The 26,940-nt window shown below is 38.0% G+C and carries 28 protein-coding genes and 1 pseudogene; 16 read left to right on the top strand and 13 right to left on the bottom strand.

The annotated features are described in order from the left end of the window. Nucleotides 1-285: RNA-guided endonuclease TnpB family protein (locus H6G25_RS14120; RefSeq protein ID WP_190393020.1), on the top strand; the 285-nt coding region annotated here is incomplete at its 5' end. A 111-nt stretch (nucleotides 286-396) separates the two neighbouring features. Then, nucleotides 397-888, top strand: a pseudogene (locus tag H6G25_RS14115) (RidA family protein); the annotation flags it as partial. Nucleotides 889-917: 29 nt separating this feature from the next. On the opposite strand, the gene H6G25_RS14110 reads toward H6G25_RS14115, so the two are convergent. From H6G25_RS14110 to ndhC, 6 genes are all read right to left on the bottom strand, one after another. Continuing rightward, a complete protein-coding gene (locus tag H6G25_RS14110) occupies nucleotides 918-1,814 on the bottom strand; it encodes a Uma2 family endonuclease (RefSeq protein WP_190393019.1) in 897 nt (298 codons plus the stop codon). Between the two features lie 403 nt (nucleotides 1,815-2,217). Beyond that, a complete protein-coding gene (locus tag H6G25_RS14105; RefSeq protein ID WP_190393018.1) occupies nucleotides 2,218-2,970 on the bottom strand; it encodes an RloB family protein in 753 nt (250 codons plus the stop codon). A gap of 1 nt (nucleotide 2,971) precedes the next feature. Next, entirely contained in the window at nucleotides 2,972-4,282 is a 1,311-nt protein-coding gene (locus H6G25_RS14100) for an ATP-binding protein (RefSeq protein ID WP_190393017.1), read from the bottom strand. Between the two features lie 341 nt (nucleotides 4,283-4,623). Next, nucleotides 4,624-5,148 carry an NAD(P)H-quinone oxidoreductase subunit J gene (locus tag H6G25_RS14095; protein ID WP_190393016.1) on the bottom strand — a complete coding sequence of 175 codons (525 nt, stop codon included), beginning with the start codon at nucleotides 5,146-5,148 and terminating at the stop codon, nucleotides 4,624-4,626. Further along, nucleotides 5,141-5,878, bottom strand: a complete 738-nt coding sequence (locus H6G25_RS14090) for an NADH dehydrogenase subunit K (RefSeq protein WP_190393015.1) — start codon at nucleotides 5,876-5,878, stop codon at nucleotides 5,141-5,143. The genes H6G25_RS14095 and H6G25_RS14090 overlap by 8 nt, the downstream gene beginning before the upstream one ends. Then, the gene (gene ndhC / locus H6G25_RS14085; protein ID WP_028082863.1) at nucleotides 5,869-6,231 is read right to left on the bottom strand and encodes a photosynthetic/respiratory NAD(P)H-quinone oxidoreductase subunit C; all 363 of its coding nucleotides are present in this window, start codon (nucleotides 6,229-6,231) and stop codon (nucleotides 5,869-5,871) included. Before ndhC ends, H6G25_RS14090 begins: the two co-directional genes overlap by 10 nt. A 261-nt stretch (nucleotides 6,232-6,492) precedes the next feature. Between ndhC and H6G25_RS14080 the strand changes: the two genes are divergently transcribed. From H6G25_RS14080 to H6G25_RS14055, 6 genes are all read left to right on the top strand, one after another. Continuing rightward, nucleotides 6,493-6,837 carry a rubredoxin gene (locus H6G25_RS14080; protein ID WP_137909198.1) on the top strand — a complete coding sequence of 115 codons (345 nt, stop codon included), beginning with the start codon at nucleotides 6,493-6,495 and terminating at the stop codon, nucleotides 6,835-6,837. A gap of 69 nt (nucleotides 6,838-6,906) precedes the next feature. Then, on the top strand, nucleotides 6,907-7,926 hold the full coding sequence (locus H6G25_RS14075) for a photosynthesis system II assembly factor Ycf48 (protein ID WP_190393014.1): 1,020 nt from the start codon (nucleotides 6,907-6,909) through the stop codon (nucleotides 7,924-7,926). Between the two features lie 91 nt (nucleotides 7,927-8,017). Next, nucleotides 8,018-8,266 (top strand): cytochrome b559 subunit alpha, encoded by a 249-nt coding sequence (gene psbE, locus H6G25_RS14070; protein ID WP_028082860.1) that lies wholly within the window; start codon nucleotides 8,018-8,020, stop codon nucleotides 8,264-8,266. Between the two features lie 9 nt (nucleotides 8,267-8,275). After that, nucleotides 8,276-8,413 carry a cytochrome b559 subunit beta gene (psbF, locus tag H6G25_RS14065; RefSeq protein ID WP_190393013.1) on the top strand — a complete coding sequence of 46 codons (138 nt, stop codon included), beginning with the start codon at nucleotides 8,276-8,278 and terminating at the stop codon, nucleotides 8,411-8,413. 9 nt (nucleotides 8,414-8,422) lie between these two features. After that, a complete protein-coding gene (locus tag H6G25_RS14060) occupies nucleotides 8,423-8,542 on the top strand; it encodes a photosystem II reaction center protein L (RefSeq protein ID WP_015081482.1) in 120 nt (39 codons plus the stop codon). Between the two features lie 148 nt (nucleotides 8,543-8,690). Further along, nucleotides 8,691-8,810, top strand: coding sequence for a photosystem II reaction center protein J (locus tag H6G25_RS14055; RefSeq protein ID WP_071604787.1), 120 nt, complete (start codon nucleotides 8,691-8,693; stop codon nucleotides 8,808-8,810). A gap of 183 nt (nucleotides 8,811-8,993) precedes the next feature. Here the strand turns inward: H6G25_RS14055 and psaI are convergent, their stop codons facing one another. From psaI to H6G25_RS14030, 5 genes are all read right to left on the bottom strand, one after another. Continuing rightward, nucleotides 8,994-9,134: a photosystem I reaction center subunit VIII gene (psaI, locus tag H6G25_RS14050; RefSeq protein WP_190393012.1), complete on the bottom strand. Its 141-nt coding sequence runs from the start codon at nucleotides 9,132-9,134 to the stop codon at nucleotides 8,994-8,996. Nucleotides 9,135-9,246: 112 nt separating this feature from the next. Next, nucleotides 9,247-9,483 (bottom strand): hypothetical protein, encoded by a 237-nt coding sequence (locus H6G25_RS14045; protein WP_190393011.1) that lies wholly within the window; start codon nucleotides 9,481-9,483, stop codon nucleotides 9,247-9,249. Between the two features lie 2 nt (nucleotides 9,484-9,485). Continuing rightward, the gene (locus tag H6G25_RS14040; protein ID WP_190393010.1) at nucleotides 9,486-10,286 is read right to left on the bottom strand and encodes a hypothetical protein; all 801 of its coding nucleotides are present in this window, start codon (nucleotides 10,284-10,286) and stop codon (nucleotides 9,486-9,488) included. 312 nt (nucleotides 10,287-10,598) lie between these two features. Continuing rightward, nucleotides 10,599-11,369, bottom strand: coding sequence for an RNA polymerase sigma factor SigF (locus H6G25_RS14035; protein WP_190393009.1), 771 nt, complete (start codon nucleotides 11,367-11,369; stop codon nucleotides 10,599-10,601). A 674-nt stretch (nucleotides 11,370-12,043) separates the two neighbouring features. Then, nucleotides 12,044-12,874, bottom strand: coding sequence for a photosystem II manganese-stabilizing polypeptide (locus tag H6G25_RS14030; RefSeq protein ID WP_190393008.1), 831 nt, complete (start codon nucleotides 12,872-12,874; stop codon nucleotides 12,044-12,046). A 912-nt stretch (nucleotides 12,875-13,786) separates the two neighbouring features. Here H6G25_RS14030 and H6G25_RS14025 point away from each other — a divergent pair. The 3 genes from H6G25_RS14025 to ftsZ all read left to right on the top strand — a co-directional run bounded on the left by H6G25_RS14025 (nucleotide 13,787) and on the right by ftsZ (nucleotide 18,017). Beyond that, entirely contained in the window at nucleotides 13,787-14,140 is a 354-nt protein-coding gene (locus H6G25_RS14025; protein WP_190393007.1) for a hypothetical protein, read from the top strand. Between the two features lie 391 nt (nucleotides 14,141-14,531). Next, complete coding sequence (locus H6G25_RS14020; RefSeq protein ID WP_190393006.1) at nucleotides 14,532-15,461, top strand: FtsQ-type POTRA domain-containing protein; 930 nt, start codon at nucleotides 14,532-14,534, stop codon at nucleotides 15,459-15,461. Between the two features lie 1,251 nt (nucleotides 15,462-16,712). Then, entirely contained in the window at nucleotides 16,713-18,017 is a 1,305-nt protein-coding gene (gene ftsZ / locus H6G25_RS14015) for a cell division protein FtsZ (protein WP_190393005.1), read from the top strand. A 660-nt stretch (nucleotides 18,018-18,677) separates the two neighbouring features. Here ftsZ and H6G25_RS14010 read toward each other — a convergent pair. Continuing rightward, nucleotides 18,678-19,799: a ferrochelatase gene (locus H6G25_RS14010; RefSeq protein WP_190393004.1), complete on the bottom strand. Its 1,122-nt coding sequence runs from the start codon at nucleotides 19,797-19,799 to the stop codon at nucleotides 18,678-18,680. Between the two features lie 241 nt (nucleotides 19,800-20,040). Between H6G25_RS14010 and deoC the strand changes: the two genes are divergently transcribed. The 5 genes from deoC (at nucleotide 20,041) to H6G25_RS13985 (ending at nucleotide 26,021) form a co-directional block, all read left to right on the top strand. After that, nucleotides 20,041-20,718, top strand: a complete 678-nt coding sequence (gene deoC / locus H6G25_RS14005) for a deoxyribose-phosphate aldolase (RefSeq protein ID WP_190393003.1) — start codon at nucleotides 20,041-20,043, stop codon at nucleotides 20,716-20,718. Between the two features lie 37 nt (nucleotides 20,719-20,755). Continuing rightward, nucleotides 20,756-21,685: a DNA repair protein RecO gene (gene recO, locus H6G25_RS14000; protein WP_190393002.1), complete on the top strand. Its 930-nt coding sequence runs from the start codon at nucleotides 20,756-20,758 to the stop codon at nucleotides 21,683-21,685. Continuing rightward, nucleotides 21,672-23,315 carry an MFS transporter gene (locus H6G25_RS13995; RefSeq protein ID WP_190393023.1) on the top strand — a complete coding sequence of 548 codons (1,644 nt, stop codon included), beginning with the start codon at nucleotides 21,672-21,674 and terminating at the stop codon, nucleotides 23,313-23,315. Before recO ends, H6G25_RS13995 begins: the two co-directional genes overlap by 14 nt. A gap of 274 nt (nucleotides 23,316-23,589) precedes the next feature. Beyond that, entirely contained in the window at nucleotides 23,590-24,738 is a 1,149-nt protein-coding gene (locus H6G25_RS13990) for a glycosyltransferase family 4 protein (RefSeq protein WP_190393001.1), read from the top strand. A gap of 314 nt (nucleotides 24,739-25,052) precedes the next feature. Beyond that, nucleotides 25,053-26,021: an orange carotenoid protein N-terminal domain-containing protein gene (locus H6G25_RS13985; RefSeq protein WP_190393000.1), complete on the top strand. Its 969-nt coding sequence runs from the start codon at nucleotides 25,053-25,055 to the stop codon at nucleotides 26,019-26,021. Between the two features lie 145 nt (nucleotides 26,022-26,166). On the opposite strand, the gene H6G25_RS13980 is transcribed toward H6G25_RS13985, so the two are convergent. Next, complete coding sequence (locus H6G25_RS13980; RefSeq protein WP_190393022.1) at nucleotides 26,167-26,940, bottom strand: peptidase; 774 nt, start codon at nucleotides 26,938-26,940, stop codon at nucleotides 26,167-26,169.

The raw sequence follows: 26,940 nt of genomic DNA, 5'->3' as shown, positions 1-26,940 counted from the left end.
TTGAATGTTTCAGGGATGTTATCAAACCATAAATTAGCCCAAGCAATAGCTGATTGTGGGTTTCATGAGTTTAAGCGTCAGCTAGAATATAAAGCTAAAAAGTTTGGTTGTGAGATTATAATTGCTGATAGATTTTATCCATCAAGTAAAACCTGTTCTCGATGTGGGCATAAAAAAGAAAATCTTTCTTTATCCGAAAGAATTTATTGCTGTGAGAACTGTGGTTTTGAGATAGATAGGGATCTAAACGCTGCAATTAATTTATCGCGTTTGGCTAAAGCGTGAAAGTCTACCGAGGGATAACTGCTCCCATGCTCCCGTTGAAGTAGAAAGTAAAGTCTAGTTTTGTCTAGGTTTTATATAGCAGAAATACGCTCCTGGAAAAAGAACTGCGGAGTTTACCAAATATCTACAGATTTAGATTTCGGTAAGTCAGAAACACTTTTAATTAAAGAGCCAAAAGACCCAAAAGAGCCAAAAGAGATAGATATTATGACTCGTGAAGTAATTCGTACTGATAAAGCACCTGCACCTGTTGGACCATATAATCAAGCAATTCTCGCTTCTGGACAAATGTTGTTTGTGGCTGGACAAATTGCTATAGATCCTAGTTTAGGTGATGTTGTTTATAAGGAAGATGTAGTTAAGCAAACGGAACAGGTAATGAGCAATATTGAGGCTATTTTGACACAAGCAGGAGCTACATTTGCAGATGTGGTCAAAACTGGTGTATTTTTAGCTGATATGAATGATTTTGCTGCTGTAAATGCGGTTTATGCAAAATATTTTTCTGAGGATACAGCCCCAGCGCGTGCCTGTGTAGAAGTGTCGCGTTTACCTAAAAATGTGCTGGTAGAAATTGATTGTATTGCAGTAATTGGTGGTTAATTATATGGTGGGTAATACCCACCCTACTTTTAATTTTCTGGTTCAATACCTAATGCTTTTAATTGGGCCGCTAGTTTGTCCGCACGTTGTTTTTCTTGTTCAGCACGTTGTTTTTCTTGTTCAGCACGTTGTTTTTCTTGTTCAGCACGTTGTTTTTCTTGTTCAGCACGTTGTTTTTCTTGTTCAGCACGTTGTTTTTCTTGTTCAGCACGTTGTTTTTCTTGTTCAGCACGTTGTTTTTCTTGTTCAGCACGTTGTTTTTCTTGTTCAGCACGTTGTTTTTGTCCTACTAATTCTGAACTCCACAACAATAAATTTCCCTGTTCGTCCCACAACCTTAACCATTTACCAGTTAAGTTTTCTTTTGTACCTTCCCATATACCAAGATAAAGATTCATTTCCTCTATCCAGTAACGTTGGTTTTCATGAGGAGTCTGCAAAGTGTACAAACCTGTATTAGAGTTTAACTTATAAAACTCTAAACTACCGCTATCTGGTTCAAAAATAGCATAATTTGGGACTTTTAAGATTTTTTCATAAAAAAACCATTTTCCTGGTGGATAAGTTGGTTTACTGGAATATTCTGTTCCGTCTGTATCAGAAATAAATTCCATAACAATAACCGGAATATCTCCCTGTAGTTGGGGTGTATAACTACGAAAGACCTCTTTTTTAGTTACCCGAATTTCCGGTATATAAGCCCAATCAGGGGCTTTAACGACAATTTTGCCATTTACGGTGGCACAGATGGCGTAGTTGGTCGGTGTGAGACAATTAAGGGGAAGTTTACCTGCTAGTTCTAGGCTTTCTGTCAGCGCTGTGGCTTGGGCTGGTTGGTAGATATTGTCCACTGGATCATCTGGGAGAATGTAATCATCGGGTAGTTTTTCCCAAGTGATTTGGTATGCTTGGGTAGCAATGATCATGATGGGTTTTCCTGTATTCAGGTTGTAAATTCTAGTTTAACCAGTTATTGCAATTACAGCATTTATTGTTGTTCATTTAACCATCTTTCTAAATTAGAGATTTTACTAAAATAATGGTTCTACCGCTCCTCTAAGATACAAGGTTGGGTTGAACAAAGTGAAACCCAACATTAGCGGTGTAATAGTAAGAGGTGTTGGGTTTCATTTCTCAACCCAACCTACAATAAATAGGGTTTATATTTTGTTCTGTTTCCTGGGTGATGATATTAGAATTTAAGACCATTTCAAAGCTACTTTGCGCCATGACTCCCTAAATTTCTGTATTATCCAATCCCACTTTCTTCTTGTAACCAATTATCTAAACTTAATCCTTCAACTCTCAATAAATCACTATCGAAATTTATTAACTCTCTGGATTTATAGACATTTGAGTCAATTTCTCTAGTAGCTTGTAAATTTCTGTCCCAATTTTATTTTCTGGATAATCTGGATCATTTGGATTACATTCACCAAGCATTTTTGCTCTGGAAATTGCTTGGTGAGTGTATTCAATTACTTGTGCATTAGATGGTTGCTTCAGACTTTGGTGAATCATATTCCATAATTTTTTACAAATTCTCGGTCTTTGTTTAATATGTTGATTTTTAATATAATCTTTCAAGCCGATAACTTCTAGATTTCCTGGAATACAATCTTGTAGACTTGTTTCTAAATCAAAAAAGTGCAGAATTAACCAGATTTCAAAGCAGGGATTACTAATACATAATTTATATATTGGATTTTTATCACACTCCTCTGATATCTGAGAAATAGTTCTTTCTCGACTATTATAATCATCAGTATCTATAATAATCCATAACTCATCATATTCTCCAAGCTTATAGGTTTTCTCTAGTTCCTTATAGAATTCCAGTAAAGTTTCATAGACATACTTGGGATCTGAATTACCACCTTCTTCTCTATCTATAAACTCTACATGAATATTACTAATACGAAAATCTTCTTCATATTTAATTGTTAACGCATTAAAATATTTATATTCAGTTTTATCACCTTCCGCAGCTATTATGTATAGTTTAGGTTTCCCGTCTTGACCAAATTTACTAGCAATCCCCCTGGATATAGCTTTATAGTCTGTATTTCTTTCTCTACCCATTTTATTTTTCCTCTCTCCATCCCAATGATTTTAAATTTTTAATAAAAGGTATTGCTCCAAATCTTCCATTAAGATATCCAGTAGCTAAATCTAGATTTTCAACGTCTGTATTAGCTAAAGAATAAAGTACAGATTGTCCATGTTTATCTTTTTCTACAAACCAAATTTCATCTTTTCTAAAAATATCCTTTATGTCTAGTAAATAAACTTCATGGGTGGTAGCAATCAACTGACTATTGGAAGTTGTATTTTCAGTTTTATTCAGAAAATAATCAAATAATTTTTTGATCAGTAAGGAGTGTAGGCTTCTTTCAATTTCATCTATTATATAAACAGCATTACCCCGCGCTAAATGTGTTAGCATAGGGAATAAATCTATCAGTCTTTGCGTTCCATCTGACTCCTCTAATATTTCAAACGGAACTTCATTATTTTCTTTGTCTAATCTTACAGGTGATAAATTAAGAACCATAAATTTATCTGTTTCATCTTTTGCTTTAGAAATAACACATTTTAATCCGGGTATATATATTTCATTTTTTATATTTTCCTCAGCTTCCCTATAGGGAAAATTTTTCTTGATCTCATCTTTTAGTGCAGATGGTATTTCATTATACTCATCCAAATCAATTTCATTAGTAGTAATTTTTTTAATTCCCAAATCTAAAGATTCTAAAAACTTACTCAAAGAACCTTGAAATGATTGACTAGAAATAGGTAGAATAGGAGTGGATTTAGGAAAAATAATTGTTAAAACATCATTAAACCATTCATATATAGGTTCTAAAGACTTAAAATCCTTTATGTCACGCTCCTTTGATGAGCTAGTCAAAAATAGTAAACTTTTTCTTGTATTCTCTGCTTCATAACGAATACTATTTTTTGTATCTTCGGAAAGATTTGAGAAAAATTCATGATTAAAGTTATCAAAATTATACTTTTTTCCTGCTCTTTCATAAATAGGTATTTCCGTATTTATACCAATTTCAAATAACCATTCTTCATGAATTTCATGTTTATCAACTAAAAAACCATAAGCATACTGTTTGTCCTGATTTCTAAACTCAAATTCAAACCTGGATGGTTTTGTATAACAGGTTTTATCTAATTTGAAATTATTAAGATTGATATTTTTTTTGTTCTCATCACCATCTACAATAAAATCTCTAGCAAATTTCATGGCTTTAATTAAGTTAGATTTGCCAGAAGCATTAGCACCATAAATTATAGATGTTCTCAGTAATCCTATTGACTCATCAGAATCACCTTTAACTATATGATGACTATGATGAGTGTCATCGGAAGCAATCATATTGAAATCTATTCTTTGGTTAAAGGATAGAAAATTTTCTACTGTAAATCTGATTAACATAATGATTGAAGTATCTCGTCAATTGCCTCTATCTATAATACTTATAAAAGACTTCTAAAGTACAATAATTTAATCGAATTACTCCTTTGTGTGTATCATGAATATTGCTCAAGATACAAGAGTTTTGCAAATTTTTAATTTACACATTAAAGCTCATAAATACTACTTAAGCAGCTTTTTGTTGATGTGTGACAGTTAGGTTGCGGAGGGTAGGTTTAAACCCCTCTCCACGACTGGAAAGGGGTTAATTGTTACTACTGAAAATTCAATTCCAGCAATGCTTAATAAGCGTCCTGTAATTCGTAAAAATCAGGAGAAATGTAATCTTTCCGCAAAGGCCAACCTACCCAATCTTCTGGCATCAAAATCCGCTTTAAGTTAGGATGACCTTCATAGAAGATACCATACATATCATAGCTTTCCCGTTCTTGCCAGTCCGCTGTTTTCCAAATCCAGTAAACTGAAGGTACAACAGGATTTTCCCTCGGTAAAAACACTTTTACCCTGATTTCTTCAGGACGGTCAGCATTATCGCTAACTTTCAGTAAATGATAAACACTTACTAGGTCTTCTCCCGCTCCTAAGTCAATACCCCCCTGAAACTGGAGATAATTAAACCCATAAGCATACAAAGCTGTAGAAATGGGTAGTAGAAAACTTGCAGGGACTTTAATGATCTCTACTCCGTTAGCATCAAGTTCTAAAAACTCATGGAAAAAGCCATTTTCCGTCAACCATTGGGACACTTTACCGGCTTTGACTAGAGAGGCTTCTGCTACGGGAACTGGTTTAGATTCTTCAGCCACGCGCTTGTTCCTCCTTCTGGGTCTTTGCTGTCAACAAAGCTGGGGGTACAGCCATACCAATTGCTTCTGTCAATTCTTTGGGAGGATTGAAACGGGTTTCTGACTGCATATACTTACCAGTTAAGATTTCGGGAACTGGCTTCATATTATGAGTTGTACTGTAGTAACGGTGAACTTGCTTGATGTTATCCCGTTCTTGCATAGAATCGTTAGCGATTTTTTTCCGCAGTTTAATAATTGCGTCAATAATCGCTTCAGGACGAGGCGGACAACCAGGTAAATATACATCTACGGGGATTAGCTTATCCACTCCGCGTACTGCTGTGGGTGAGTCAACGCTAAACATCCCTCCAGTAATTGTACAAGCACCCATGGCAATTACATACTTAGGTTCGGGCATTTGTTCATAAAGACGCACTAATTGGGGTGCCATCTTCATGGTAATTGTTCCCGCAGTGATGAGTAAATCGGCTTGGCGGGGGCTGCAACGGGGAATTAACCCAAAACGGTCAAAGTCAAAACGAGAGCCGATTAAAGCGGCAAATTCGATGAAGCAGCAAGCTGTACCGAATAGTAAAGGCCACAAACTAGAAAGCCGCGCCCAGTTGTAAAGGTCATCAACGGTAGTTAAAATGACGTTTTCTGACAGTTCATGGGTGACTGTAGGGCGTTGAATGGGGTTGATGATTTGTTCTTTGTCTGGGGTGGTAATATTAGAATTTACGACCATTCTAAAGCTCCTTTACGCCATGCGTAAACTAAGGCGATGATGAGTATCGAAATAAAGATTAGGGCTTCGATAAATGCCAATAAACCCAGGCGGTTAAAAGCAACGGCCCAAGGGTACAAAAATACTGTTTCTACGTCAAAAACAACGAAGACCAGGGCGAACATATAGTAGCGAATGTTGAACTGAATCCAAGCTCCGCCAATGGGTTCTAGTCCGCATTCGTAAGTAGTCCGTTTTTCTAGACTTGTACTAACGGGTCTCAGGATTTTTGAGGCTGACAGCGCTAGAACTGGAACTAGGCTACACAAGATGAAAAAGCCTAGAAGATACTCGTAACCGCTAAGAACAAACACAATGGGTTTCTACCGCTAATGGTGTAAGGGGATAAGCTATCAGTTATCAGATTTATAGTTTGATCGGTGTTTCCTGATAACTGTTTACTGCAATATATGGATAACGTTCTTTTACATTATATCTTTTAGGGCTTTCCCGAATTTGTATTTACATCCCCTGATTCTATTGAAATCCTTTTAATGAGTGATAGAAAACTCCGGCAATTATGTCATAATTTGTAACGTATATTTAATAATTTCCCTGAAGCGAGACTATAAGCCATGAGTGAACAAGCTGAACAAGCTGTGGAAACTCCAGTATTAGACCGCTACGAGTGTCGTTCTTGCGGTTACGTTTATGAACCTGAGAAGGGAGACGACAAAAGCAATATTCCCCCAGGAACAGTTTTTGCAGAACTACCTGCAAATTGGCGCTGTCCAGTTTGTATAGCTAAGAAAACTGCTTTTGCGAATATTGGACCAACAGGTACGGCCTCTGGTTTTAAGGAAAACTTAGGTTACGGTTTAGGTGTTAATACTCTCACACCAACTCAAAAGAACATTTTGATTTTTGGGGCTTTAGCCCTTGGCTTCTTGTTTTTTATTAGTCTCTACGGACTACAGTAAAAACCGCTATCTTGATTTACCGCAGCGCAAATCTCATTTAACCTGAACTGGAAAACCTCAGTAATACTGATGCAATCAATTGTGAAAAAGTGGCAAGGATTTTTTGCCGCGTTAATAGTAGTTATGGCCTGTATCGGGTGTAGTAGTGTTCCTTCTATTAGCTACAATCCCTGGCAGGTGATTAATGTACCAACAAAGTCGAAATTGCTCGATATTGGCTTTGCTGGTAACTCCCAACATGGTTATTTAGTGGGTGGTAATGCCACTCTTTTGGAAACTAATGATGGTGGTGAGACTTGGCAACCGCTAAAATTAGAATTGGATGATCCTAGATACCGTTTTAACTCTGTCAGTTTTGCGGGTCAAGAGGGCTGGATTGCTGGAGAACCTTCTCTCCTACTCCATACTACTGATGAGGGTAAGTCTTGGTCACGAATCGCTTTAAGCGAAAAGTTACCCGGTAGCCCCATTGCCATCACAGCCATAGGTACAAATACGGCGGAAATGGCCACCGATTTGGGGGCAATTTACCAAACTACAGATGGTGGTCAAAATTGGAAAGCTAATCTGGAAGCAGCCTTTGGTGTAGTACGTAACATCGAGCGATCGCCTGATGGTAAGTATATCGCTGTTTCTGCTAAAGGTAGTTTTTACTCGACTTGGGAGCCTGGTCAAAATGCTTGGCAACCCCATAACCGCAATAGTTCCCGTCGTTTGGAAAATATGGGTTTTACTCAGGATGGACAATTGTGGTTATTAGCACGAGGTGGACAGGTTCAATTCAGTGATCCTACTAAAACAGAAGAGTGGCTAGAGCCGACATATCCAGAGTTGTCTACAAGTTGGGGTTTACTGGATTTGGCTTATCGCACACCTGATGAAATTTGGGTTGGCGGTGGCAGTGGTAATTTACTCAGCAGTGCTGATGGTGGGAAAACCTGGACAAAAGACCGTGATGTAGAAAAAGTAGCAGCTAATTTTTACAAAATTGTCTTCTTTAAGCCCGATCAAGGTTTTATAATTGGCGATCGCGGCGTTTTACTCAAATATAACCCCAAAGCAGAGCCAACAGCAGCCCCAGCAGCTTAATTACACTCAACTCAACTGTGGTATGTAACTTAAGTCTCAACTTTGTAGGATAATAAACTCAATCATCGTTTTTGAGAAGGGAGTGAAATAAATGGCAGGTACCACTGGAGAACGTCCGTTTTCTGACATTGTTACCAGTATTCGTTACTGGGTAATTCACAGCATCACCATCCCCGCACTATTTGTCGCCGGTTGGTTATTTGTCAGCACTGGTCTGGCTTATGATGTTTTTGGTACACCACGTCCTAATGAGTATTTTACTCAGGTTCGTCAAGAAGTACCAATTGTGAAAAACCGTTTTGAAGCAAAACAACAAGTAGAAACCTTTATTGGAAAGTAATTTGACATCATGGCTAGCGGTAATAACATCAATCAACCAGTTACCTATCCTATTTTTACAGTCAGATGGATCGCGGTTCATACCTTAGCTGTCCCTACTGTATTCTTTTTGGGCGCGATCGCTTCAATGCAATTTATTCAACGCTAGGAGTTAATCATGGAAAGAACCCCTAATCCTAATCAACAACCGGTTGAATTAAACCGTACCTCTCTCTATCTAGGACTACTCTTGGTCTTCGTGCTGGGAATTTTATTTTCCAGTTACTTCTTTAACTAACTGGGCTTTTTAACGTCAGTTGCTAGTTAGGTAACAGGTGGCGGAAAATTCTCAACGGACAACTGACAACTGACAACTGACAACTGACGACTGACAACTGACAACTGACAACTGACAACTGACAATTTTTGTAAGTGAGGAAAAAACTGTGTCTGGAAGTGGAAGAATTCCCCTGTGGGTCGTGGCTACGATCGCCGGTTTAGGTGTCATTACTGTTGTAGGTATCTTCTTTTATGGATCTTACGCAGGAATTGGTTCTTCAATGTAATGCTACCGGAAAAGGGCAGCAATTAAAAATACAAAAGACTGAATTTTTGCTTGATCATCATTTTTGAAATCCTGCTTCAGAAATTACCATAAAAACCGCCTACCTCATAGAGATAGGCGGTTTTGTTAGTTTTTAAATAGGTAATTAGCGTAAAAACTAAGTAACCAATTACCCATAGCTGAATTAAGCAATATCTTCGCTTTCAATGTATGAAAACAAAAACGCGAAAATTACTGCTGGTAAAACTAAGCCAGTGAGAGGAACGAAAACAGAAGGTAAAAAGGAGGAATAAGCCAACACAGTGGGCAAAAATGAACTTGACATGATGATAAAGTCCTGTAAAGTCTGACTACAATTCAAATTGAGCTTACTGCAAAATCTTCCCTAATTTCCTAAATCATCAAGATTTTTAACAGAAGTTACCAAATAGTGCGGTTTAGCGGTTTTGATAGTAAGCTACTATTTGCTTAAATCTTTGTCTATCTTCCTCACTAGCGTTTGGTAGCCACGAAATCCATAAACCAGCAATTTGACTTTCGTTGTAATCAAACTCTAAAGATGTTTGGGGGATTAATCCCACTTCTACCCCAGCCAACTGATTTAGATGCGCTGCTATTTCCCGATATACCGCCAACGGTAAACCAGGAAATTCTATTTTCTCTTGTATCTTCATATCTATAAATCTCTGGCAAAATTTTCCTGCGGCTTTGACACCACAATATAATTACTAACAGATGCTTTAGTTACAGGTTTAGATTCTTCCACAGGTTTTTCCCCCACCTGTTTGACAACTTCAATCCCATACTGTTCCAAAATTACGGTGGGATTACCGTCTTGACGCATTTCAATACGTTTCACTAACACGCCATTCATCAGTCTTTGTCCCGGTTGTACATATCTGCTGGTTGGTTCATTTGGTGCTTTAATAATTGCTTGGGGTACTTCACCAATCAAAACTATACCAGTCACAACAACTGCTCTAGCTATTTTCGGCTGTGGTGCTAGTGGTAAAACAGGTTTTTTTGTCGGTTTTTGCTTTATTTGGCTTGGTTTCTTAAGCTTAGATACTGGAGTTACTGGTTTAGTTGCCGCTTTAATTGCTGTTGTTTTTATTGGTTTTGGGTTTATTGCACTAGGCAAGGGGGATAATGTAGGAACTACGATTTTCGTTCTTGAGTCCACAATTTGCCCAAAGGGATCTGTTCGTCCTTTCTGTATGACAAGCAATCGCTCCACACCGTTAGTCGGTGGAATCAAAGTGCCAACAGACTCACGGTTCCCTACCAGTTTAGCAGGCACAATGGGATTATTCAAAGCTCGCGCTAAAGGTTGTGGTTGTGTATTCTGCGGGGTAGTTGGTTGGGGACTAGTAGTATTACTAGCAGTTGGTGTGTCACCTATCGTACATCCAGCGAGCGATAAGGTTGTTAAAATAGTTGTAGCTGTAATAGCCGTAATATAAGAATTTTTAACCATTAACTCTTCTCAAAAACTATAGCAAGATTTGTTTATAGGTTTACTCAGTCAGGCTCAAACTCAGTCCTTCAAGAGACTCCTATAGAAACGACTGAATATAACTAAACTAATAAACTAAGTGTCGGTACTGTCCAGTCCACAGGGTAACAGCGTGTCTAGCTACTGCTGGGCTTTATGCCAAAAGTAGTCTTTGTTGCCTGCTTACCTTGAGTATTTTATCCCAAATTAGCCGCATTATCATAGAAAAATTACTGAGGAAATATTAATTGTGAGTAATTGATACTAGCTAGTTAGCAAACCACTAAGGAGCTACTAACCCTCACCCATGATATTTTTCAACAATTCCAGCCCCTTCTTAACCCGCCTGGAAACTGTTACAACACTAATATTCAGAAGTTCTGCTACCTCTTTTTGGGTGAACTCATGAAAAAAAACATACTCAACAACTTCACGAGTCAGTTTTTCTAACTGAACTAGAGCTTGTTGTAAGCGAATTTGATCTTCTTGGGCTAATTGAAAACTGCGGTACTGCGGGTCTGGGACTAATTCACCCAAACAAGTAGAACCTTCTTCTCCATCTTTTATAGGTACATCTAGACTCAAGGGGGTGCGGTTAATCAATGCTAATTTAATTTCTTGCCATTCACTTAGAGAAATTCTTAATGCAGTCGCTAATTCCCTATCCGTTGGTTGACGATGATACTGCTCGCTGAGAGAACGGCAAACCCCGACAGCTTTTTGTTGGATTTCTAGCCAGTGCCTGGGTATTCTCACAGTTACGCTTTTATCTCGCAGATAGTGTTGAATTTCACCACGAATGTAGGGAATAGCATAGGAACTAAAAGCATTTCCCTGAGAAAGTTTAAATTTCTCAATTGCCTTAATTAAGCCTATAAAACCTACCTGTAGCAGATCCTCATAGCTTTCATGGCACTGATTAACCCAATAATAAGCTTCTTTTCTCACTAGTCCAAAATTAAGTTCCACCAATTGATTACGAACTTTTTCCGAGCGGGACTGCTGGTACTCTCGCAACAACTGTGAAATTTGATGTTTTAGTTCGTCGGTGGCTATATTAGACATAAAATTTGAGTTTTTAAGTGAATTTGGAATCTGTTGATTAACCCTTTCCTTGTTCTAGGCATCAGAACTATATTCAAATAGCCATTTAGATAGGTTATATGAACCTCTATGAAAGAAAATATTGGCTGTGTAAAATTTTATTCAATGGTTCATTTCGCACAATTAATATTAATAAAAGTGCTTTAGTGTTTTTTACTCAATTAAATTGAGTGTGTTTGGTAGTTAGTTAAACAACCGTTATAGAATGAAAATATACAAATAACAATTAAATAATAAACCGGAATTGTACCCAATTAAATTAATTAACGATGAGATTTACTTATATTTCTGGAGAATTTGAGAAGATTTAATGATTATTAGCCTTAGACTGTGATTACTTTTGTTTATATCGTAATATAAAGCTCTATCCCTCAAACCCTAGTTTCCAAAAAAACAAGAAGCACGTTGTTAGTAATGTGCTTCTTGGTTAAGGGAATACCACAAATAAATTCTTCAGTAGGGCAGGCAAGATGCCTATTCTCCAAATATATTGGACTGGAAGATTTTTCTGATTTTGTATTTCCCAAAATGTATTTTATACACGATTCTATGGATGTAGATTAGGTGATTAACTCACCAAAATCTGGACAGATTTTTACACTTCCATTAGGTTGTATAAATATTTAATCAGTAATTTAGGCACGAGGCTCAATCCGACCGTAGAACAAACCACGAATCTTCACTTCTTTAGGTTCACCCGCGCCCAAGTCTGTATCAGAAGGTTGTTCACTTTCAAAAGTCCCAGCGATTTCACCAGAAGTGTTATCAACTTTGGCTACCTGCAAAGAAATTTTGCCCGTGAGAATTTCTGCCCGCTTGACGTTAGTACGGGTTAATTCTTCATCATCAGCTTGGGCTGGTAAAGCCACAGCATTATCATAGCCACTAACAACACCACGACCTTTAGGATCTAAGAAAGCAGCACCACGATAGGAAGGGACCTTAAAAGTTCCTTCAAAGTCAGTGGATGTATTGATGCTAGTTAAATTAGGTTGTGTTTGTGCGACTAAATTTTTGATGGTAAATAAGAAAGGTACTAGTTCACCACCGGGAAGCTTAACGGTGATAGCTTGGAAGTCAAGACCATCTTCTTCTGTAAAAGTCAAGCTATTATCTGAGTTGACGGTTAGCTTACCTTGTACTTGGTCAATGCTAGAAGTATATCTGGTCATAACTTTACCAGCGACAAATTCTGCTTCTTGACGTTTGTTAGCAGGTTCTTCTTTAACAAAGAAATTCGTTGGTTCTAAACAAAGTTCTTTGATGGAGTATATTACGTTGGGATCAACTGCAATAGAACCACGACTAGTTTCTGCCAGTTGGGGACATTTGTTAGCCAAGCCAGTGCCACGAATTTGTTCATAGGTAAGTACATCACTTACACTGGTAGAGGGCGCATCACTACACGCGGTGATTAGTCCCAAGCATAGAGCGAAAAAAGCAACAATTAAAGCGCGATACCTCATGGTCAACCTCAATCTCAAAAATTAATATCTAAGTTGTCAAACTGCTTTACTAAACGTACTTAAACGCATTGCGTTTCTGAGTCTAGAATTCAAACCATAGACTAAGCAGTGAACCGCATCCATTTGCGATTATGTATGTGTTGCCAGTACATACAATAAAGGTATTTGGACAAGGAAATCAGCCAGATCATACGACTTTTTTTAACTCAAAATCAAAGCACTCTAGTGGTCAAATCCTGCCGTAATACAGCACAGATTATGGAAAAGCTTTCTCTACCTTACCACCAAGGATTCTTGTTACCTAAGAATAGCCAGAAAGTTATATGTTCGGAAGTCAAAAGTCACCTCGTCTTTCTTGAAAGTTGGGAGTGAAAGTAATCAGATACCAAGGGTGCCTTGCCTGGTGAGTATGCTGTTACCTTTGCTCGCAATCATGATACTTGGGATCCTAACCAGTTTGATAATTGCAAATTTCATGATGGGGATTTACCCTTAGCAACGGCTTACGTTTTGGCGATTAAAGAAGGAACACCCTCTGTGTTCATAGAGGTGGTGATGACCAAAAATACATTAGTGAGTGGGGCAGCGACCACCGTGGTGGTATTCACATCGGACCACGCACTGCTCTTTTCTTTGTCAAGGCTGAGGCTAAGGAATAATTTGAGACGATAATTATTATTTTTGTCTCGATAATAATTTTTAACCTTTGTGGAAAATTGCGATCGCTTTGATTTTAGGCGATCGTATTTTTTATTTGGGAATATTTATTGTAACACACATTCTGCACTCTAGAGTATTTCTGCTTAGTTCCAAACTGGAATGCTCCCGTGCATACTCCAATATTTGACTTTTTTGTTGATCAATTTAGGAACTTTTCCACTATCCTATTAGTTTTATGGAGTAGAACTTTTCATGGAGCATGATCAAAATTTGGCCTGTGGGGATTTATCCTGGCAACTAAAGGCGATCTCTAGCGCGGTGAAAAATATAACTGAAACCTACGAGGGGGATGTAATTGCTATACTGGCTGTGTTACGTCATTTAGAACAATTGCACAGAGAAATTCGGGATGGAGTGTTTCAGGAAAATTTGCCCGATAATCGCCAAAGACTATATTCATTGCTCAGAAATATTGAGTCTGAGGGAGGTTGGCCTTATATCGCCCGAATGCGAATACAAGCTTTGTTAGTGAATTTTTCGGAGTCAACTAGTGATCAGGATACTCTTCCCAGACAAACTCATGATGTTTTTCAATCCTCAGAATAGATTAGCTTGAAAAATTGTTGTTTTTACCAATAACAGGCAAGAGGGAAATTTTACTTTTCTTTAGATACTGTGGTTTTTTGTCCCTCTCTACTTAGAGTAAAATTACAATGTAAATTTATGTAAATTAATATAGCGTTTCCCAATCTAATGAAGTACACACCAATTTATTCCCTCTTGCATCTTGCCTAAAACTAAAAAACTTTGTACCTCACGAGCATGGGAACTGCTATATAGATTTATGAAACCAAAGGCTGTACCGAACTGGCCGTAGGCTGGTGTTAGCAAAAGCTAATTTTCTGGAAAATGCCCATTATATGGGATAAATTTGATTGCTCGTATAAGCGAACTCAATATACAAAATAAATTCGATTGCTACTTACAAGGAGTTCAGATGGCTGGGATATTATCAGTTTCTCGGACAAATTTAGCTCAACGTCGGCAGAAATTACGCCGTCAGCGACAAATCAAAATTATTCAAGTTATTTGGCGAACAATTGCCGTGACTGGAATGGCTTCGGCTTTATTATGGGTGGCAATCCAGCCAATATGGGTATTAAGGGATTCAAAGCAAATAGTTATAAAATCCGGTGATCAGGTTTTGACACAAAAGGATATTTATTCACTATTGGGGGCATCTTCTCCCCAGTCTCTATGGCGAATTGAACCCTCCTCAATTGCAGACTCTTTGAGGAAACAACCAAATATTGCCCATGCCACCGTTAGTCGTCGGTTGTTGCCACCTGGTTTAATTATTGAAATTCAGGAACGAGTCCCTGTGGCTATAGCCCAAATACGTAAAAAGCAACCGGTCACTAGTTGCGCGGTTACACCTTCTACTCCGGGAAAGTCCCCTGATGTTAAGTTTTGTGAAGAAAATAACAGTGCTGCCAATAAGCAAAATGAACTAGGTTTACTAGATGCTAGTGGGATCTTGATGCCCATGGCTAAGTATATGTCAATTAATCCTCAAGCGCGATTACCCCAGATGATGGTGATTGGTTCTCCCGCACAATACAGACCATTCTGGACTCAACTTTATGAAGCTATTCACCAAAGTTCTCTAAAGGTAACGGAAATTGATTTTCAAGATCCCACAAATTTAATTTTGACAACTGAATTAGGAATTGTGCATTTAGGTAGCCCTAGCAGCAAATTACCTGAACAAATTCAGGTACTTGTGCAAATGCGTCATTTAAGGACTAAAGTTAATCCTGGTAATATGGATTTTATTGATATAACAAATCCTGCTACTCCATTAGTACAAATGAATCAAGAAAAACCAGGGTTAAATACCAAAAAATCGTCAAAACCGAATACGTAACACTAATACGTTAAAGGTAAGTAGGTGAACGAAAAAAAACCGACATAAGTAACGAAAAGTAAAGTTGCCCAAAACCTCTCCCCTGTTCCCCATTCCCCGTTCCCTGTTCCCTCACCATAACGACAATTTTTCACGCCAACCTACTTAAGCTTAAGTGTTATGTATTCAGCTAGATCAACCCAATCTCCGACTTATTATTGGACGGTGTCAATAGTGATAATAAGTGCTTATTCAATACTAGAAGTCGGAGATATTACGCTTTGTACTGCATTTAATTTGTATAATTAATTTTAGTGGACAAAATCCCCCCATCACAAAATTTAGCTGTCCGGGCTTGAAGTATCTGTATTACGATTATTACGATTATAAAGTTTAGGTGGGTAACAACTTGCTGACATTTTTTTAATTAGCAATTGAGGTAACTAATTTTATCGCAAATTTCGAGAATGAAAACGCCCTGCTTCTAGGACGGCTTTACATAATTTGTGCCACAATAAAAACAGTCGCCTTATGGCATTGGGAGACTCCCAACGGACAGGAAGCAACTATAAGACTACTTCGGCAGCAGGTTGTTGTGAACTGTCAAGAATCTCCTTTCGTTCAGGACCAAGAGTGTGAAATATATAGATATATGATTTTTCAGCAAACCCTAATTAAAAAATCATCCCAAGGTTTGTAAAATTAATGTCTGAGAAATTCTCTAAAAAGGGCAGGAGGTTATTAAAAATTATTACTAGGACTAAATAAACCCTAGCGAAGGGTTGATAACCAGTCGAATATTCTAGATGCAGGTAGTCCCAACAGCTTTATGTCTAGAGATAGGCATGAGATAAATCAATATCTATGCTTTATCTATGCTTTTTGGAACTATACTTTTGAGGAATGGGGCAGGGAGTTAGGAACATTATCAGTTGCTATCGTCAACTATACAGCTAATTATTTCAAAAATACGCCAATAAAGGAGTCATAAAAGAAACAGGGTTTTTGTAGTATTACCTGATAACTAGTCAAAAATAAGGTCATATAACTAAGTAGTAAATATTCTGCCTTACGTATGTAACTTTTACTACAGTTCATCTCACTAGTTAAATTCGATTCCTGATTTGGTAACAAATTACTAAATATTGCCTGCAATTATGTAAGCTGGGAAATAGTAAAAATATGCCAATCAATTCTGGCAATGTCAAAATATAGTTGATTCTTAGCTGAATCACACGGATAAAAGTCGTTTATCTACCTTTCACAAATCCAATGACACTTGATAATAACCAAGGGCTAATCTATAACTCTCAAGCTGGAAACCAACCAGGGTTCTCTCTAGCAGTCAACTCAACTAATCCTTTTAATAACTCTTCGTTGAATTTTGCCCAAGGTCAAGATAACAAGAGAATTTCTTCTGAAAATCGTGGTATTGGTGAAATTGTTCCGGGTCGTGTTGCCAATATCAAGGTGATTGGTGTCGGTGGTGGCGGTGGTAATGCTGTCAACCGGATGATTGAGTCTGATGTATCTGGAGTAGAGTTTTGGTCAATTAACACTGATGCTCAAGCCCTGACTTTAGCGGGCGCTCCTAGTCGTCTACAAATTGGCCAAAAGCTAACTAGAGGATTAGGTGCGGGCGGAAATCCGGCTATTGGTCAAAAGGCGGCGGAGGAATCTCGTGATGAAATTGCTACCGCTTTGGACGGTGCGGATTTGGTATTTATTACTGCTGGTATGGGCGGGGGAACTGGTACCGGCGCTGCCCCAATTGTCGCGGAAGTAGCTAAGGAAATGGGCGCTCTCACGGTTGGTGTGGTAACTCGGCCGTTTATCTTTGAAGGACGCAGACGCACCAGCCAAGCGGAACAGGGAATTGAAGGCTTGAAAAGTCGAGTTGATACATTGATTATTATTCCTAATAATAAGCTGTTGGAAGTGATTCCTGAACAAACTCCCGTACAAGAAGCTTTTCGCTATGCCGATGATGTGTTACGTCAAGGTGTGCAGGGTATTTCTGATATTATTACTATTCCTGGATTGGTAAATGTTGACTTTGCTGATGTGCGGGCTGTTATGGCTGATGCGGGATCGGCTTTGATGGGAATTGGTGTGAGTTCAGGTAAATCTAGAGCTAGAGAAGCTGCGATCGCTGCAATTTCTTCACCTTTGCTAGAATGTTCTATTGAGGGTGCTAGAGGAGTTGTGTTTAATATTACTGGTGGTAGTGATTTAACTCTTCATGAGGTGAATGCTGCTGCGGAAACAATCTATGAAGTGGTTGATCCTAATGCCAATATTATTTTTGGTGCGGTAATTGATGACAGACTCCAGGGAGAAGTCAGAATTACTGTGATTGCTACTGGCTTTACTGGGGAAATTCAAGCCCCTTCGGCGCAAACTGTCGTTACTCCTAGAGTTGTCACACCTACTCCTGCTTCTACTACTACCAGAAAACCGGCACCACTGCAACCACCTGTTAATAATCCTCCTCCAATTCCAGAACCACCAAAGGACAAACCCTCTCCGACTATTCCTGATTTTCTGCAAAGACGACGGACACCACCCAGAAATTAATTGATTGTGGATATGAGATTTTAGATTAAATTCATAGTCTTAGTTTCCGCTAAGTTCTGTATAAAAGTTGTTAGTTTCAGGGTTTTGCAAAAGTGGGGATAGGAAATTACAGCGATTTCCAATCATATAAGGTACATCTTAGCCCCTTCCTCGCACCCCCCTCAATCCCCCCGCAGCGGGGGGAAGAAAAGGATAAACTTTTGATATTGGAGGGGGTTGGGGGTGGGGTTCTTGTTCCGGGTTTGATGACAATTTGCTGTAATTGCCTATCCCAAAATTTCTATAATTAGGACTTACCAAATAAACGGAAAATCTTGATAAATATATAGGACTTATGCACTGTACAAATTCACCATGATGTGCATGAACTAAAGTCCGTCGTTTCAGGCTTTTGGCGATTAACTTCCGATCAATAGCGAACTACTTGCAGCAGCGCTTCGCTATTGCTCAAAAATTATCAAAAAATCACTTTAAAATTCCCGAAACCCATACATCATATTTGGTTGATATTGTCCATGTGTAAGTCCTAATATATAACAATCCTAAATTATTCGTGAGCAAGAAAATGCCTGAAACCCTGGTAATTCCAGTCCTTTAATCACGATGTTTTCTCATGTCTCAAAATTCAATGATCCAAAAGAAAAAATGGGGTAGTTTAAGTTAATGATGATGATGGTGATGAGTAATAGTTGATTGAGAATTAACAGCCATTCCTTCAGTTTTCATCAATTCTGCAATATGTGTATTTGCCCATTCAGCAGCCATAGCTAAAAATTGGGGATCATCATTCACACAAGCCATTTGTAAATAATCTACATCTGGATGTTGTTTCTCTAAATCATGAATAATGTGGTGGACATCTAACAAAGTTTCATGATTTTCTGTGGCAAAACCAATGGGCATAAATAGAATTACCTTTGCACCCAATTGAATCAAATTTTGAGCAGCTTGGGTAGCATTTGGTTGTGTCCATTCAATTAGTGGTGTATCATGATTTAACCAGCCAACAGAAATTAATGGATAATTGTTAATTAACTTGTTTCTGACTAACTCATACATGGCTTGACTTTCATCAATCCCAGATGTAAAGCCTTTCGCTTTATGGGGACAACCATGATTCATCAAGATAATACCAATTTGGGAAGGCAAATAACCTGTAGCCAAATCAGTATGAATTTTTTCTTCTACTAAATGCGCCATTAAATCAATATATTTTGGCTCATTATAGAAGGAAGGAATATATCTTTGAGCTTTGATCCAATGTTCATCACCATCAGCTAATTCTACCAGGGCATTATTCACTTGTTCAATAGCAATACCGCTGGTAAAAATTGAATCAACAACCAATAGTGGATAAATCAGAAGTTTGCTAAAACCTTGATTTTTAATTTCGGCTAAAACTTGATTTGGTAAAAAGGGAGCGCAGAAGTTAAAGGCTTTGAAAACTTGAACACCATTACCCCATTTATGTTGTAATTCGTGTTCAATACCTGCTCTTTGTCTTTCAAAGATGGCATTGTGTGGGGAGATAAAATCGTGGTGTGTGTGTCCCCATTCATGACGATCAAATAATGCCAAAAGCTTGGCTAAAGGGGGATAAATCCAAGTAGGAACAGGAGCGAATTTAGCCGTCAGTAAATTCAAAGCTTGTTCGTTATAGTTAGCAAAATCTTCGTAGCTTTCGACTTCACCATAGCCCATAAGTAACACGGCTACACGGTCTTTGCTGGGTAGATGCTCGTGGCTATGGGTAGCGTGCAGTTTTTCGGGGGTTGCAACCACAATGAGTTCCTCAAGATAACCAAAATAAAATAGAGAGAGAACCCTAGAAAGTCCCTAGATTATTTCTCTCGCTTTGTATCATGATATCCTATCCGGGGGGATAGGAGAAATATAAACATAAAAATACATATCTGAACAATTACAGCAGTTTCCGATGTTGTGTGGTTTAATATAGTTTAATATATAGGAAATACTTTAACTTTTTATAAAGTTCATTAAACTCTACACCAAAATAAAAACGATGGCACTAGACTATCCAAATATTGATATTGCACCATTTATTGACCACTCTCTGCTATTACCAATCGCCACCCCAGAACATATAAGTAAATGGTGCGATGAAGCATATAGATATAACTTTGCTTCCGTTTGTGTAAATCCCTGCTATGTCAAGCAAGCAGCAGAGCTACTGTATAAAAAAAATCCACGAATTTGTACGGTCATTGGCTTTCCCAATGGTGCAAATACCTCAGCCGTGAAATTATATGAAGCTAAAGAAGCAGTAGATAATGGCGCTACTGAATTAGATGTAGTTATTAATTTAGGGTGGTTAAAAGCCGGGAAAACAGACGAAGTTCACCAGGAAATTGCCACAATTTGCGAAGAAGCCGGACAGCCTGTTAAGGTAGTTTTGGAAACCAGTCTTCTTACTGATACTGAGAAAAAAATAGCAGCAGAATTGGCTATGGATGCTGGTGCAGCATTCTTGAAAACCAGTACAGGTTGGAATGGTGGTGCAACTGTAGCAGATGTTAAACTTTTAAAAGAGATAGCAAAAGATCGGGTAGGAATCAAAGCATCAGGAGGTATTCGTACACACAATGAAGCCTTAGATCTAATTATAGCTGGTGCGACTCGATTAGGCACATCCCGTGGTGTAGATTTACTTCGTCAACGTAATAACCCGGTCGAGGAATAGATAATATGAAAAATTTTTTACTAATGACCAGTAACTAATGAGTAAAACCTACAAAGCAACTGGTATCAATCTCAAAACTCAGCCCCTGGGCGAATCGGATAAAATAGTCACAATTCTTACCCAGGAATTTGGTTTAATTCGGGCAGTGGCGACGGGGGCGCGTAAACAAAATTCCAGTCTGGGCGCTAAAATGGGGATGTTTGTGATTAATGAATTACTAATTTCTCCAGGTAAAAATCTCGATATAATTATTGAGGCTCAAACTATTAAAAATTATCCGGGTTTATCTAAGAATTTGGGTAAATTAGCTGCTAGTCAATATTTAGCTGAAATAGTCTTATGTCAATCTTTAAGCGAACAACCCCAAATAGAAATTTATGAATTATTTAATAAATATATTCAGCGTATAGAGGATATACCCAGAACAGAGACGAAATGTGTAATTGCTTTTTTAGTTCAAGGTGTATTTCAGCTTCTAAATTTAGCGGGTCTAAGACCACAAGTAGAATTTTGTTGCTTAACACAGCGGTTTTTAACTCCAGACTGGAAAAATCCCCATTGGCAAGTTGGATTTAGTATTCCCTCTGGTGGGATAATTTGTTTAGAGGCCTGGAAAAATTTGCAACAGCAAATAGAGCAGGGAAAATGGGAAGATCGGAAAATGAACGGAAAAACAAAGACAAATGTTCCCAATACCCAATCCTTGGCCTCTGACCCTAGTGATAAAACGGTTTTTTATCAGCAGGAGTTACCAATTGTTTCTTACCTGTTGAACGGAAAGGAACTGTTTATGCTTCAACATCTCTCGGAAATAGAGATAATACAAATAGATGCAGCCGACTATTCTGAATGGTTAGCTGTTGAGCAAGTTTTACGTCAGTATGTCCAGTATCATTTAGGACAACTTATTCACTCTGCCACTTTGATTGACTCTTATTTTGCCACTAACCATGATGCAATCGTCTGATTTAGATAGAAAAAGCGGAACTCACTCACCTAGCGAAGCTAAAAAAAACCATAGATCATCAGATCATAATCTTGCTTCTTCACCTAAACTAAGTCATATTCATAGTTCAGAAATGTCACTCAATAATATTTCTGAATCTGGAAATTTCACATCAGAAATTCCCTTGACTGATATCCCTAAATCACTAGAAATTACCGAGATAAATGGCAAAATTAATTGTGATCAGGATCAGGACTCAGTAGCAACGGAAATAATACCAGAAACTTTACCAATAATGGATAGTGGTTCGGGAGGTCAAGATTCAAAAAATCATCAACAAGCAGGTTTTTTACCTGTATTAAAAAATCAGAATTTCCTGGCTCTTTGGGCAGGTCAAGTTTTTTGTCAATTAGCTGATAAAGTTTATTTAGTATTAATGATCGCTTTGATTAATAGCCAGTTTCAAGCTAGTGATCAAAGTATTAGCGGTTGGGTTTCCGCTTTAATGATGGCCTTTACAATTCCCGCAGTATTATTTGGTTCTCTTGCTGGGGTGTTTGTAGATCGTTGGTCAAAAAAAGTTGTTTTGGTAGCATCAAATATTTGGCGTGGTATTCTGGTTTTACTCATTCCTGCCCTATTATGGTTTACTCATAATTGGCAGCCTGTGGGAGTTTTACCAGTGGGTTTCTTGATTATTTTAGGTGTGACTTTTTTAGTTTCTACCTTAACACAATTTTTTGCACCAGCCGAACAATCCGCCATTCCTTTAATAGTAAAAGAACAAGATTTACTGTCTGCTAATTCTCTTTATACAACAACAATGATGGCTTCTGTAATTGTTGGTTTTGCAGTCGGAGAACCAGTTTTAGCATTAGCAGATAAACTGTGGATACAATTAGGTGGTAACGGTGGCTTGGGAAAAGAAATTTTCGTCGGTGGTAGTTATGCGATCGCTGGGTTAATATTATTATTAATCCAAACTAACGAAAAACCTCACCCCCCGGAGACAGAATTTCCTCACGTTTTCTTGGACCTACGGGACGGGTTACGTTATCTTCAAGAAAATCATCGCGTTCGTAATGCTTTATTACAACTAATTATCTTATTTTCTGTCTTTGCAGCCCTCACTGTTCTGGCTGTTCGCATGGCAGAAATTATCCCTAATATCAAAGCCTCTCAATTCGGCTTTTTACTAGCCTCCGCAGGTGTTGGTGTTGCTGTGGGGGCGACAATTCTCGGCCAATTTGGTCAACGTTTTTCCTACAAACAACTCAGTTTTTGCGGTTGTATCGGCATGACAGCCTCTTTAATTGGTTTATCATTATTTACAACCCAACTCTTACCCGTACTCCTATTTATAGCCCTAGTGGGCGTATTTGGCTCTTTAGTCGGTATACCCATGCAAACCGCAATTCAAACCGAAACCCCCCCAGCTATGCGCGGTAAGGTATTTGGACTGCAAAATAATGTGATTAATATTGCTCTCTCCCTCCCCCTGGCTTTAGCAGGTATAGCAGAAACTTTTATCGGCTTAAAAGCAGTATTTTTTACCCTAGCCGTCATCGTCCTATGCGGCTGTCTCTTTACCTGGTACAATGCTGGTACATCTGAGGATGCTAAATCATCAACAACTGCATCAAAATCATGAATTTATGCTATACTTAATCCAGTCAAATAGAAAATATTTGCCTGGTTGAAAATAAACTCAATAATCAGTTGACTAAGTTGTGATAAAATAAATCTTTCATAACTTTTTAATATTTATCATCAATAAAGTTATTTATTGAATTTTTAATTTTACCGATTATTTAGTTTTTCAATTACCTGTAACTGAATTTTTATCATCACGAAAATTCTGTTATCACAACTGCATAATCAAAACAGTATAGTTGACACTCGCCTTTTTTATAGATAACCAAAAAATGCGTATAGCTTGGATTGGAAAAAAAACGCCCTTTTGTGGTAACGTCACCTACAGTCGAGAAATTACCAACGGCTTATTAGATAGAGGACATGAGGTTAGTTTTCTACACTTCGCTCAGGAAGAAGCCACCACGGACAACTGGCCGAATTTTCAAGAAGTTCCCCTACCATTTATCTACAAGTCCCAGGTTTACACTATTCCCTCTTTTAAAGCAACTAAAGTTTTGAAAGATTCCCTCAGAGAAATTAAACCCGATATAGTCCACGCTTCTCTGACTTTATCAACTCTTGACTTCGTTTTACCAGAAATTTGCGAAGAATTAAATTTACCCCTAATTGCAACTTTTCACACTCCATTTGCAGGTAAAGGAGCAAAACTATTATCTAGTACCCAACTCCTAGCTTATCAACTCTATGCCCCTTTTTTAGATCATTATGACCGCGTAATTATTTTTTCCCAAATTCAAAGAGAATTACTCTCAAATATGGGGGTACGAGAAAACAAAATTGCTGTAATTCCTAATGGTGTAGATACTATTAAGTATTCTCCAGGACATTCCCAAATTAAAGCAGAATTTGGCGCTGAACGATTATTTGTGTATCAAGGAAGAATCGCTCAGGAGAAAAACGTTGAATCTCTCTTGCGTGCTTGGAAACAGTCAGATATGGGAATTAATACAAAATTACTTATTGTCGGTGATGGTCCATTAAAACCTTCTTTAGAGTCATTTTATGGGATTGAATATGGGATCATCTGGTTAGGATTTATCGCTGACGAAAATCGCCGCATCGAAATTTTACGGGGATCTGATGTATTTATTTTGCCTTCTTTGGTAGAAGGTCTATCCCTATCCCTATTAGAAGCAATGTCCTGTGGTTTAGCCTGTTTAGCTACTGATGTCGGCGCTGACGGAGAAGTTTTAGAACAGGGAGCGGGTGTAGCAATTAATACTAGGAGCGTGCGATCGCAGTTAAAAACTCTCTTACCACTATTTCAAGATCATCCAGAATTAACAACATTGCTAGGACAAAAAGCCAGAAAGCGGGTATTGGAACGTTATACCCTGAATGATAACATCACCCAATTAGAACAGCTTTATTATCAAGTCCTCGCACAGCGACCTTTAACACTGAGTTGGGGTGTTTAGATAATGTCATTCATTATCCCCCCTTGACAATCAATAAACACCTCTAGCAGAGACGTTTCATGGAACGTCTCGACAATGGTTATAGAAAACTGCACCTAACTCTAGCTACTTCTAGAGGAGGAAGATATTTGTTATTTATTCATTTATGCTAAAAAACCATATTTAATCTATTTTGTCAAGTCGTAATTTCCATGTCTTTACAAAAATTAAGATTTCCGTTACATTACTTTACATAAAACCTAAGTTCATCATCAACATTTTTAACTTAAGTTTTCATAGCGACTAATAAACACATAATCTTGGAGATTCCAATTGTGGCATTAACTATCCAGTCTGCTCAAACTATTTTTTCTAATACTCAAGTTCCTAGTCCAATTCCCGCAACTATAGCCTTGTTTGATCAACTTAACGTTGATGATAAATTAGCTTATCTTTGGTACGCTTATACTGAAATGGGTAAAACTATTACTCCCGCAGCACCAGGAGCAGCACGTTTACAATTAGCCGAGGGTTTGCTGAGTCAAATTAAGCAAATGTCCAGCGAAGAACAAACAAAAGTTATGCGGGATTTAGCCAGTCGCGCTGATACTCCTATTAGCCGTTCCTATGGGTTCTTCAGTGTAAATACTAAACTAGCGTTCTGGTATGAATTAGGAGAATTGATGAAACAGGGGATTATTACTCCTATTCCCGTTGGTTATCAAATGTCTCCTGGTGTAAAATTTGTATTAGAAGCTACACAAAAACTTGATCCAGGTCAGCAAATTACCGTATTACGGAATACTGTAGTAGATATGGGATTTGATACTTCTGAACTCGGTCCTAGTAGTTATCCCAAAGCAGCTACAGAACCTGCTTTCCAACGCACAACTCCAGTCATTTCCTCGGTGAAAATTGACGGTATTACAGAACCCGCTGTGTTAGGCTATATTGAAGCCATGAATGCAGATAATTTTGATGCTGCTATTGCGCTATTTACTACCGACGGTGCGCTACAACCACCATTCCAAAAGCCCATTGTTGGCCGGGAAGCGATCGCTAAATATATGCGCGAAGAAGCACAAGGACTAAACATGATGCCGCAACAAGGTATCTGTGAAGTGCAACCAGACGGTTCTAAGCAACTGAAAATTACAGGAATCGTCCAAACTCCTTGGTTTGGTGTTACTGTCGGTATGAACATTTCTTGGCGGTTTTTGATCAATCCTGAAGGAAAAATATTCTTTGTAGCCATTGATATGCTGGCCTCTCCTCAAGAACTAATGAATCTGCGCCGAGTTTAATCAAATCAAGAGGCTGTTGACAATGAAGTTTGCACTAAAGAGTTTTAACAGCCTCCAAACTGGCAAATTGTCAAGTATAAGGTATTGACACTAAGCGAAAAATCTGTTATCATAGAACCGACGAGGAAGAACTATCTTATAATATTCAATCTTTCCCCACAACAGACCAACCCAGACCTGTAGATTGTTCATAAATCCGTTTCAAAGTATTTACATCTCTAACAGAAATCAACGGTGGGTTACGAACTTGAGAAAAATACATAGTATCAGTCGGTGACAAACTATGACCCCAAATTCCCAAAGCATGGCCAAGTTCATGACGGGCTGCTGATAGTACATATTCACCAGTTTGACTAGGACTCAACAAAATTGTAAACCTGTGAGATAAAATATTATTTGCAGTATATAAATCATAAGTAGTTAAAGCCGAACGCGCCCGTAATATCTTACCATTAGGTTCACGTTGTAAAGGTGGCACTTTACGAATAATTTTAATATCAGCAATATCAGATTTTTCTACTACCTGTAAAGGTAAATAAATACTCCATTCTTCAACTGCTTTTAAAACATTATTAACCCATATTTGTGATTGTTTTTCACCAATATCTTTTGGTGTTTCTATATTCACCTTTACCGGAAAACTTGACCAAATTAAATAACCAACTTTAGTAGATTTGATTTGATCAAAATAATCACCACTATTTGTTTTATCGTGCCATTTTACCAGCGTTGGTGGTAAAGCATGGTGTTTTTCAAGAACAGATAGAGCATTAGATAATTGAAAATTTCTCTCCTGTTCCCTGAAAACAGCATTAACTGAAAAATCAGTAAAAATAAATAACAGTCCTGTACTTATTGCTAAAATCAGAACTGCCATTAACCGTCGCCAAAATCGTTGATTTTGGGTAATTTTCCCCAT

Source organism: Dolichospermum sp. FACHB-1091 (assembly GCF_014697585.1).
Classification (GTDB): domain Bacteria; phylum Cyanobacteriota; class Cyanobacteriia; order Cyanobacteriales; family Nostocaceae; genus Dolichospermum.
Note: the sequence above shows the minus strand (reverse complement) of the source record. Positions and strands in the feature narration are given on the sequence as shown.

Coding starts and splice junctions, on each gene's coding strand:
- H6G25_RS14040 (WP_190393010.1), bottom strand. CDS start 10,286: ATGGTTAAAAATTCTTATATTACGGCTATTACAGCTACAACTATTTTA.
- H6G25_RS14090 (WP_190393015.1), bottom strand. CDS start 5,878: ATGGTCGTAAATTCTAATATTACCACCCCAGACAAAGAACAAATCATC.
- recO (WP_190393002.1), top strand. CDS start 20,756: ATGAGTAAAACCTACAAAGCAACTGGTATCAATCTCAAAACTCAGCCC.
- H6G25_RS14100 (WP_190393017.1), bottom strand. CDS start 4,282: ATGATTGCTTCCGATGACACTCATCATAGTCATCATATAGTTAAAGGT.
- psbF (WP_190393013.1), top strand. CDS start 8,276: ATGGCTAGCGGTAATAACATCAATCAACCAGTTACCTATCCTATTTTT.
- H6G25_RS14075 (WP_190393014.1), top strand. CDS start 6,907: ATGCAATCAATTGTGAAAAAGTGGCAAGGATTTTTTGCCGCGTTAATA.
- H6G25_RS14110 (WP_190393019.1), bottom strand. CDS start 1,814: ATGATCATTGCTACCCAAGCATACCAAATCACTTGGGAAAAACTACCC.
- H6G25_RS14060 (WP_015081482.1), top strand. CDS start 8,423: ATGGAAAGAACCCCTAATCCTAATCAACAACCGGTTGAATTAAACCGT.
- H6G25_RS14045 (WP_190393011.1), bottom strand. CDS start 9,483: ATGAAGATACAAGAGAAAATAGAATTTCCTGGTTTACCGTTGGCGGTA.
- H6G25_RS13995 (WP_190393023.1), top strand. CDS start 21,672: ATGCAATCGTCTGATTTAGATAGAAAAAGCGGAACTCACTCACCTAGC.
- H6G25_RS14105 (WP_190393018.1), bottom strand. CDS start 2,970: ATGGGTAGAGAAAGAAATACAGACTATAAAGCTATATCCAGGGGGATT.
- H6G25_RS14035 (WP_190393009.1), bottom strand. CDS start 11,369: ATGTCTAATATAGCCACCGACGAACTAAAACATCAAATTTCACAGTTG.
- H6G25_RS14020 (WP_190393006.1), top strand. CDS start 14,532: ATGGCTGGGATATTATCAGTTTCTCGGACAAATTTAGCTCAACGTCGG.
- deoC (WP_190393003.1), top strand. CDS start 20,041: ATGGCACTAGACTATCCAAATATTGATATTGCACCATTTATTGACCAC.
- H6G25_RS13990 (WP_190393001.1), top strand. CDS start 23,590: ATGCGTATAGCTTGGATTGGAAAAAAAACGCCCTTTTGTGGTAACGTC.
- H6G25_RS14030 (WP_190393008.1), bottom strand. CDS start 12,874: ATGAGGTATCGCGCTTTAATTGTTGCTTTTTTCGCTCTATGCTTGGGA.
- ftsZ (WP_190393005.1), top strand. CDS start 16,713: ATGACACTTGATAATAACCAAGGGCTAATCTATAACTCTCAAGCTGGA.
- H6G25_RS14080 (WP_137909198.1), top strand. CDS start 6,493: ATGAGTGAACAAGCTGAACAAGCTGTGGAAACTCCAGTATTAGACCGC.
- H6G25_RS14025 (WP_190393007.1), top strand. CDS start 13,787: ATGGAGCATGATCAAAATTTGGCCTGTGGGGATTTATCCTGGCAACTA.
- H6G25_RS13980 (WP_190393022.1), bottom strand. CDS start 26,940: ATGGGGAAAATTACCCAAAATCAACGATTTTGGCGACGGTTAATGGCA.
- psaI (WP_190393012.1), bottom strand. CDS start 9,134: ATGTCAAGTTCATTTTTGCCCACTGTGTTGGCTTATTCCTCCTTTTTA.
- psbE (WP_028082860.1), top strand. CDS start 8,018: ATGGCAGGTACCACTGGAGAACGTCCGTTTTCTGACATTGTTACCAGT.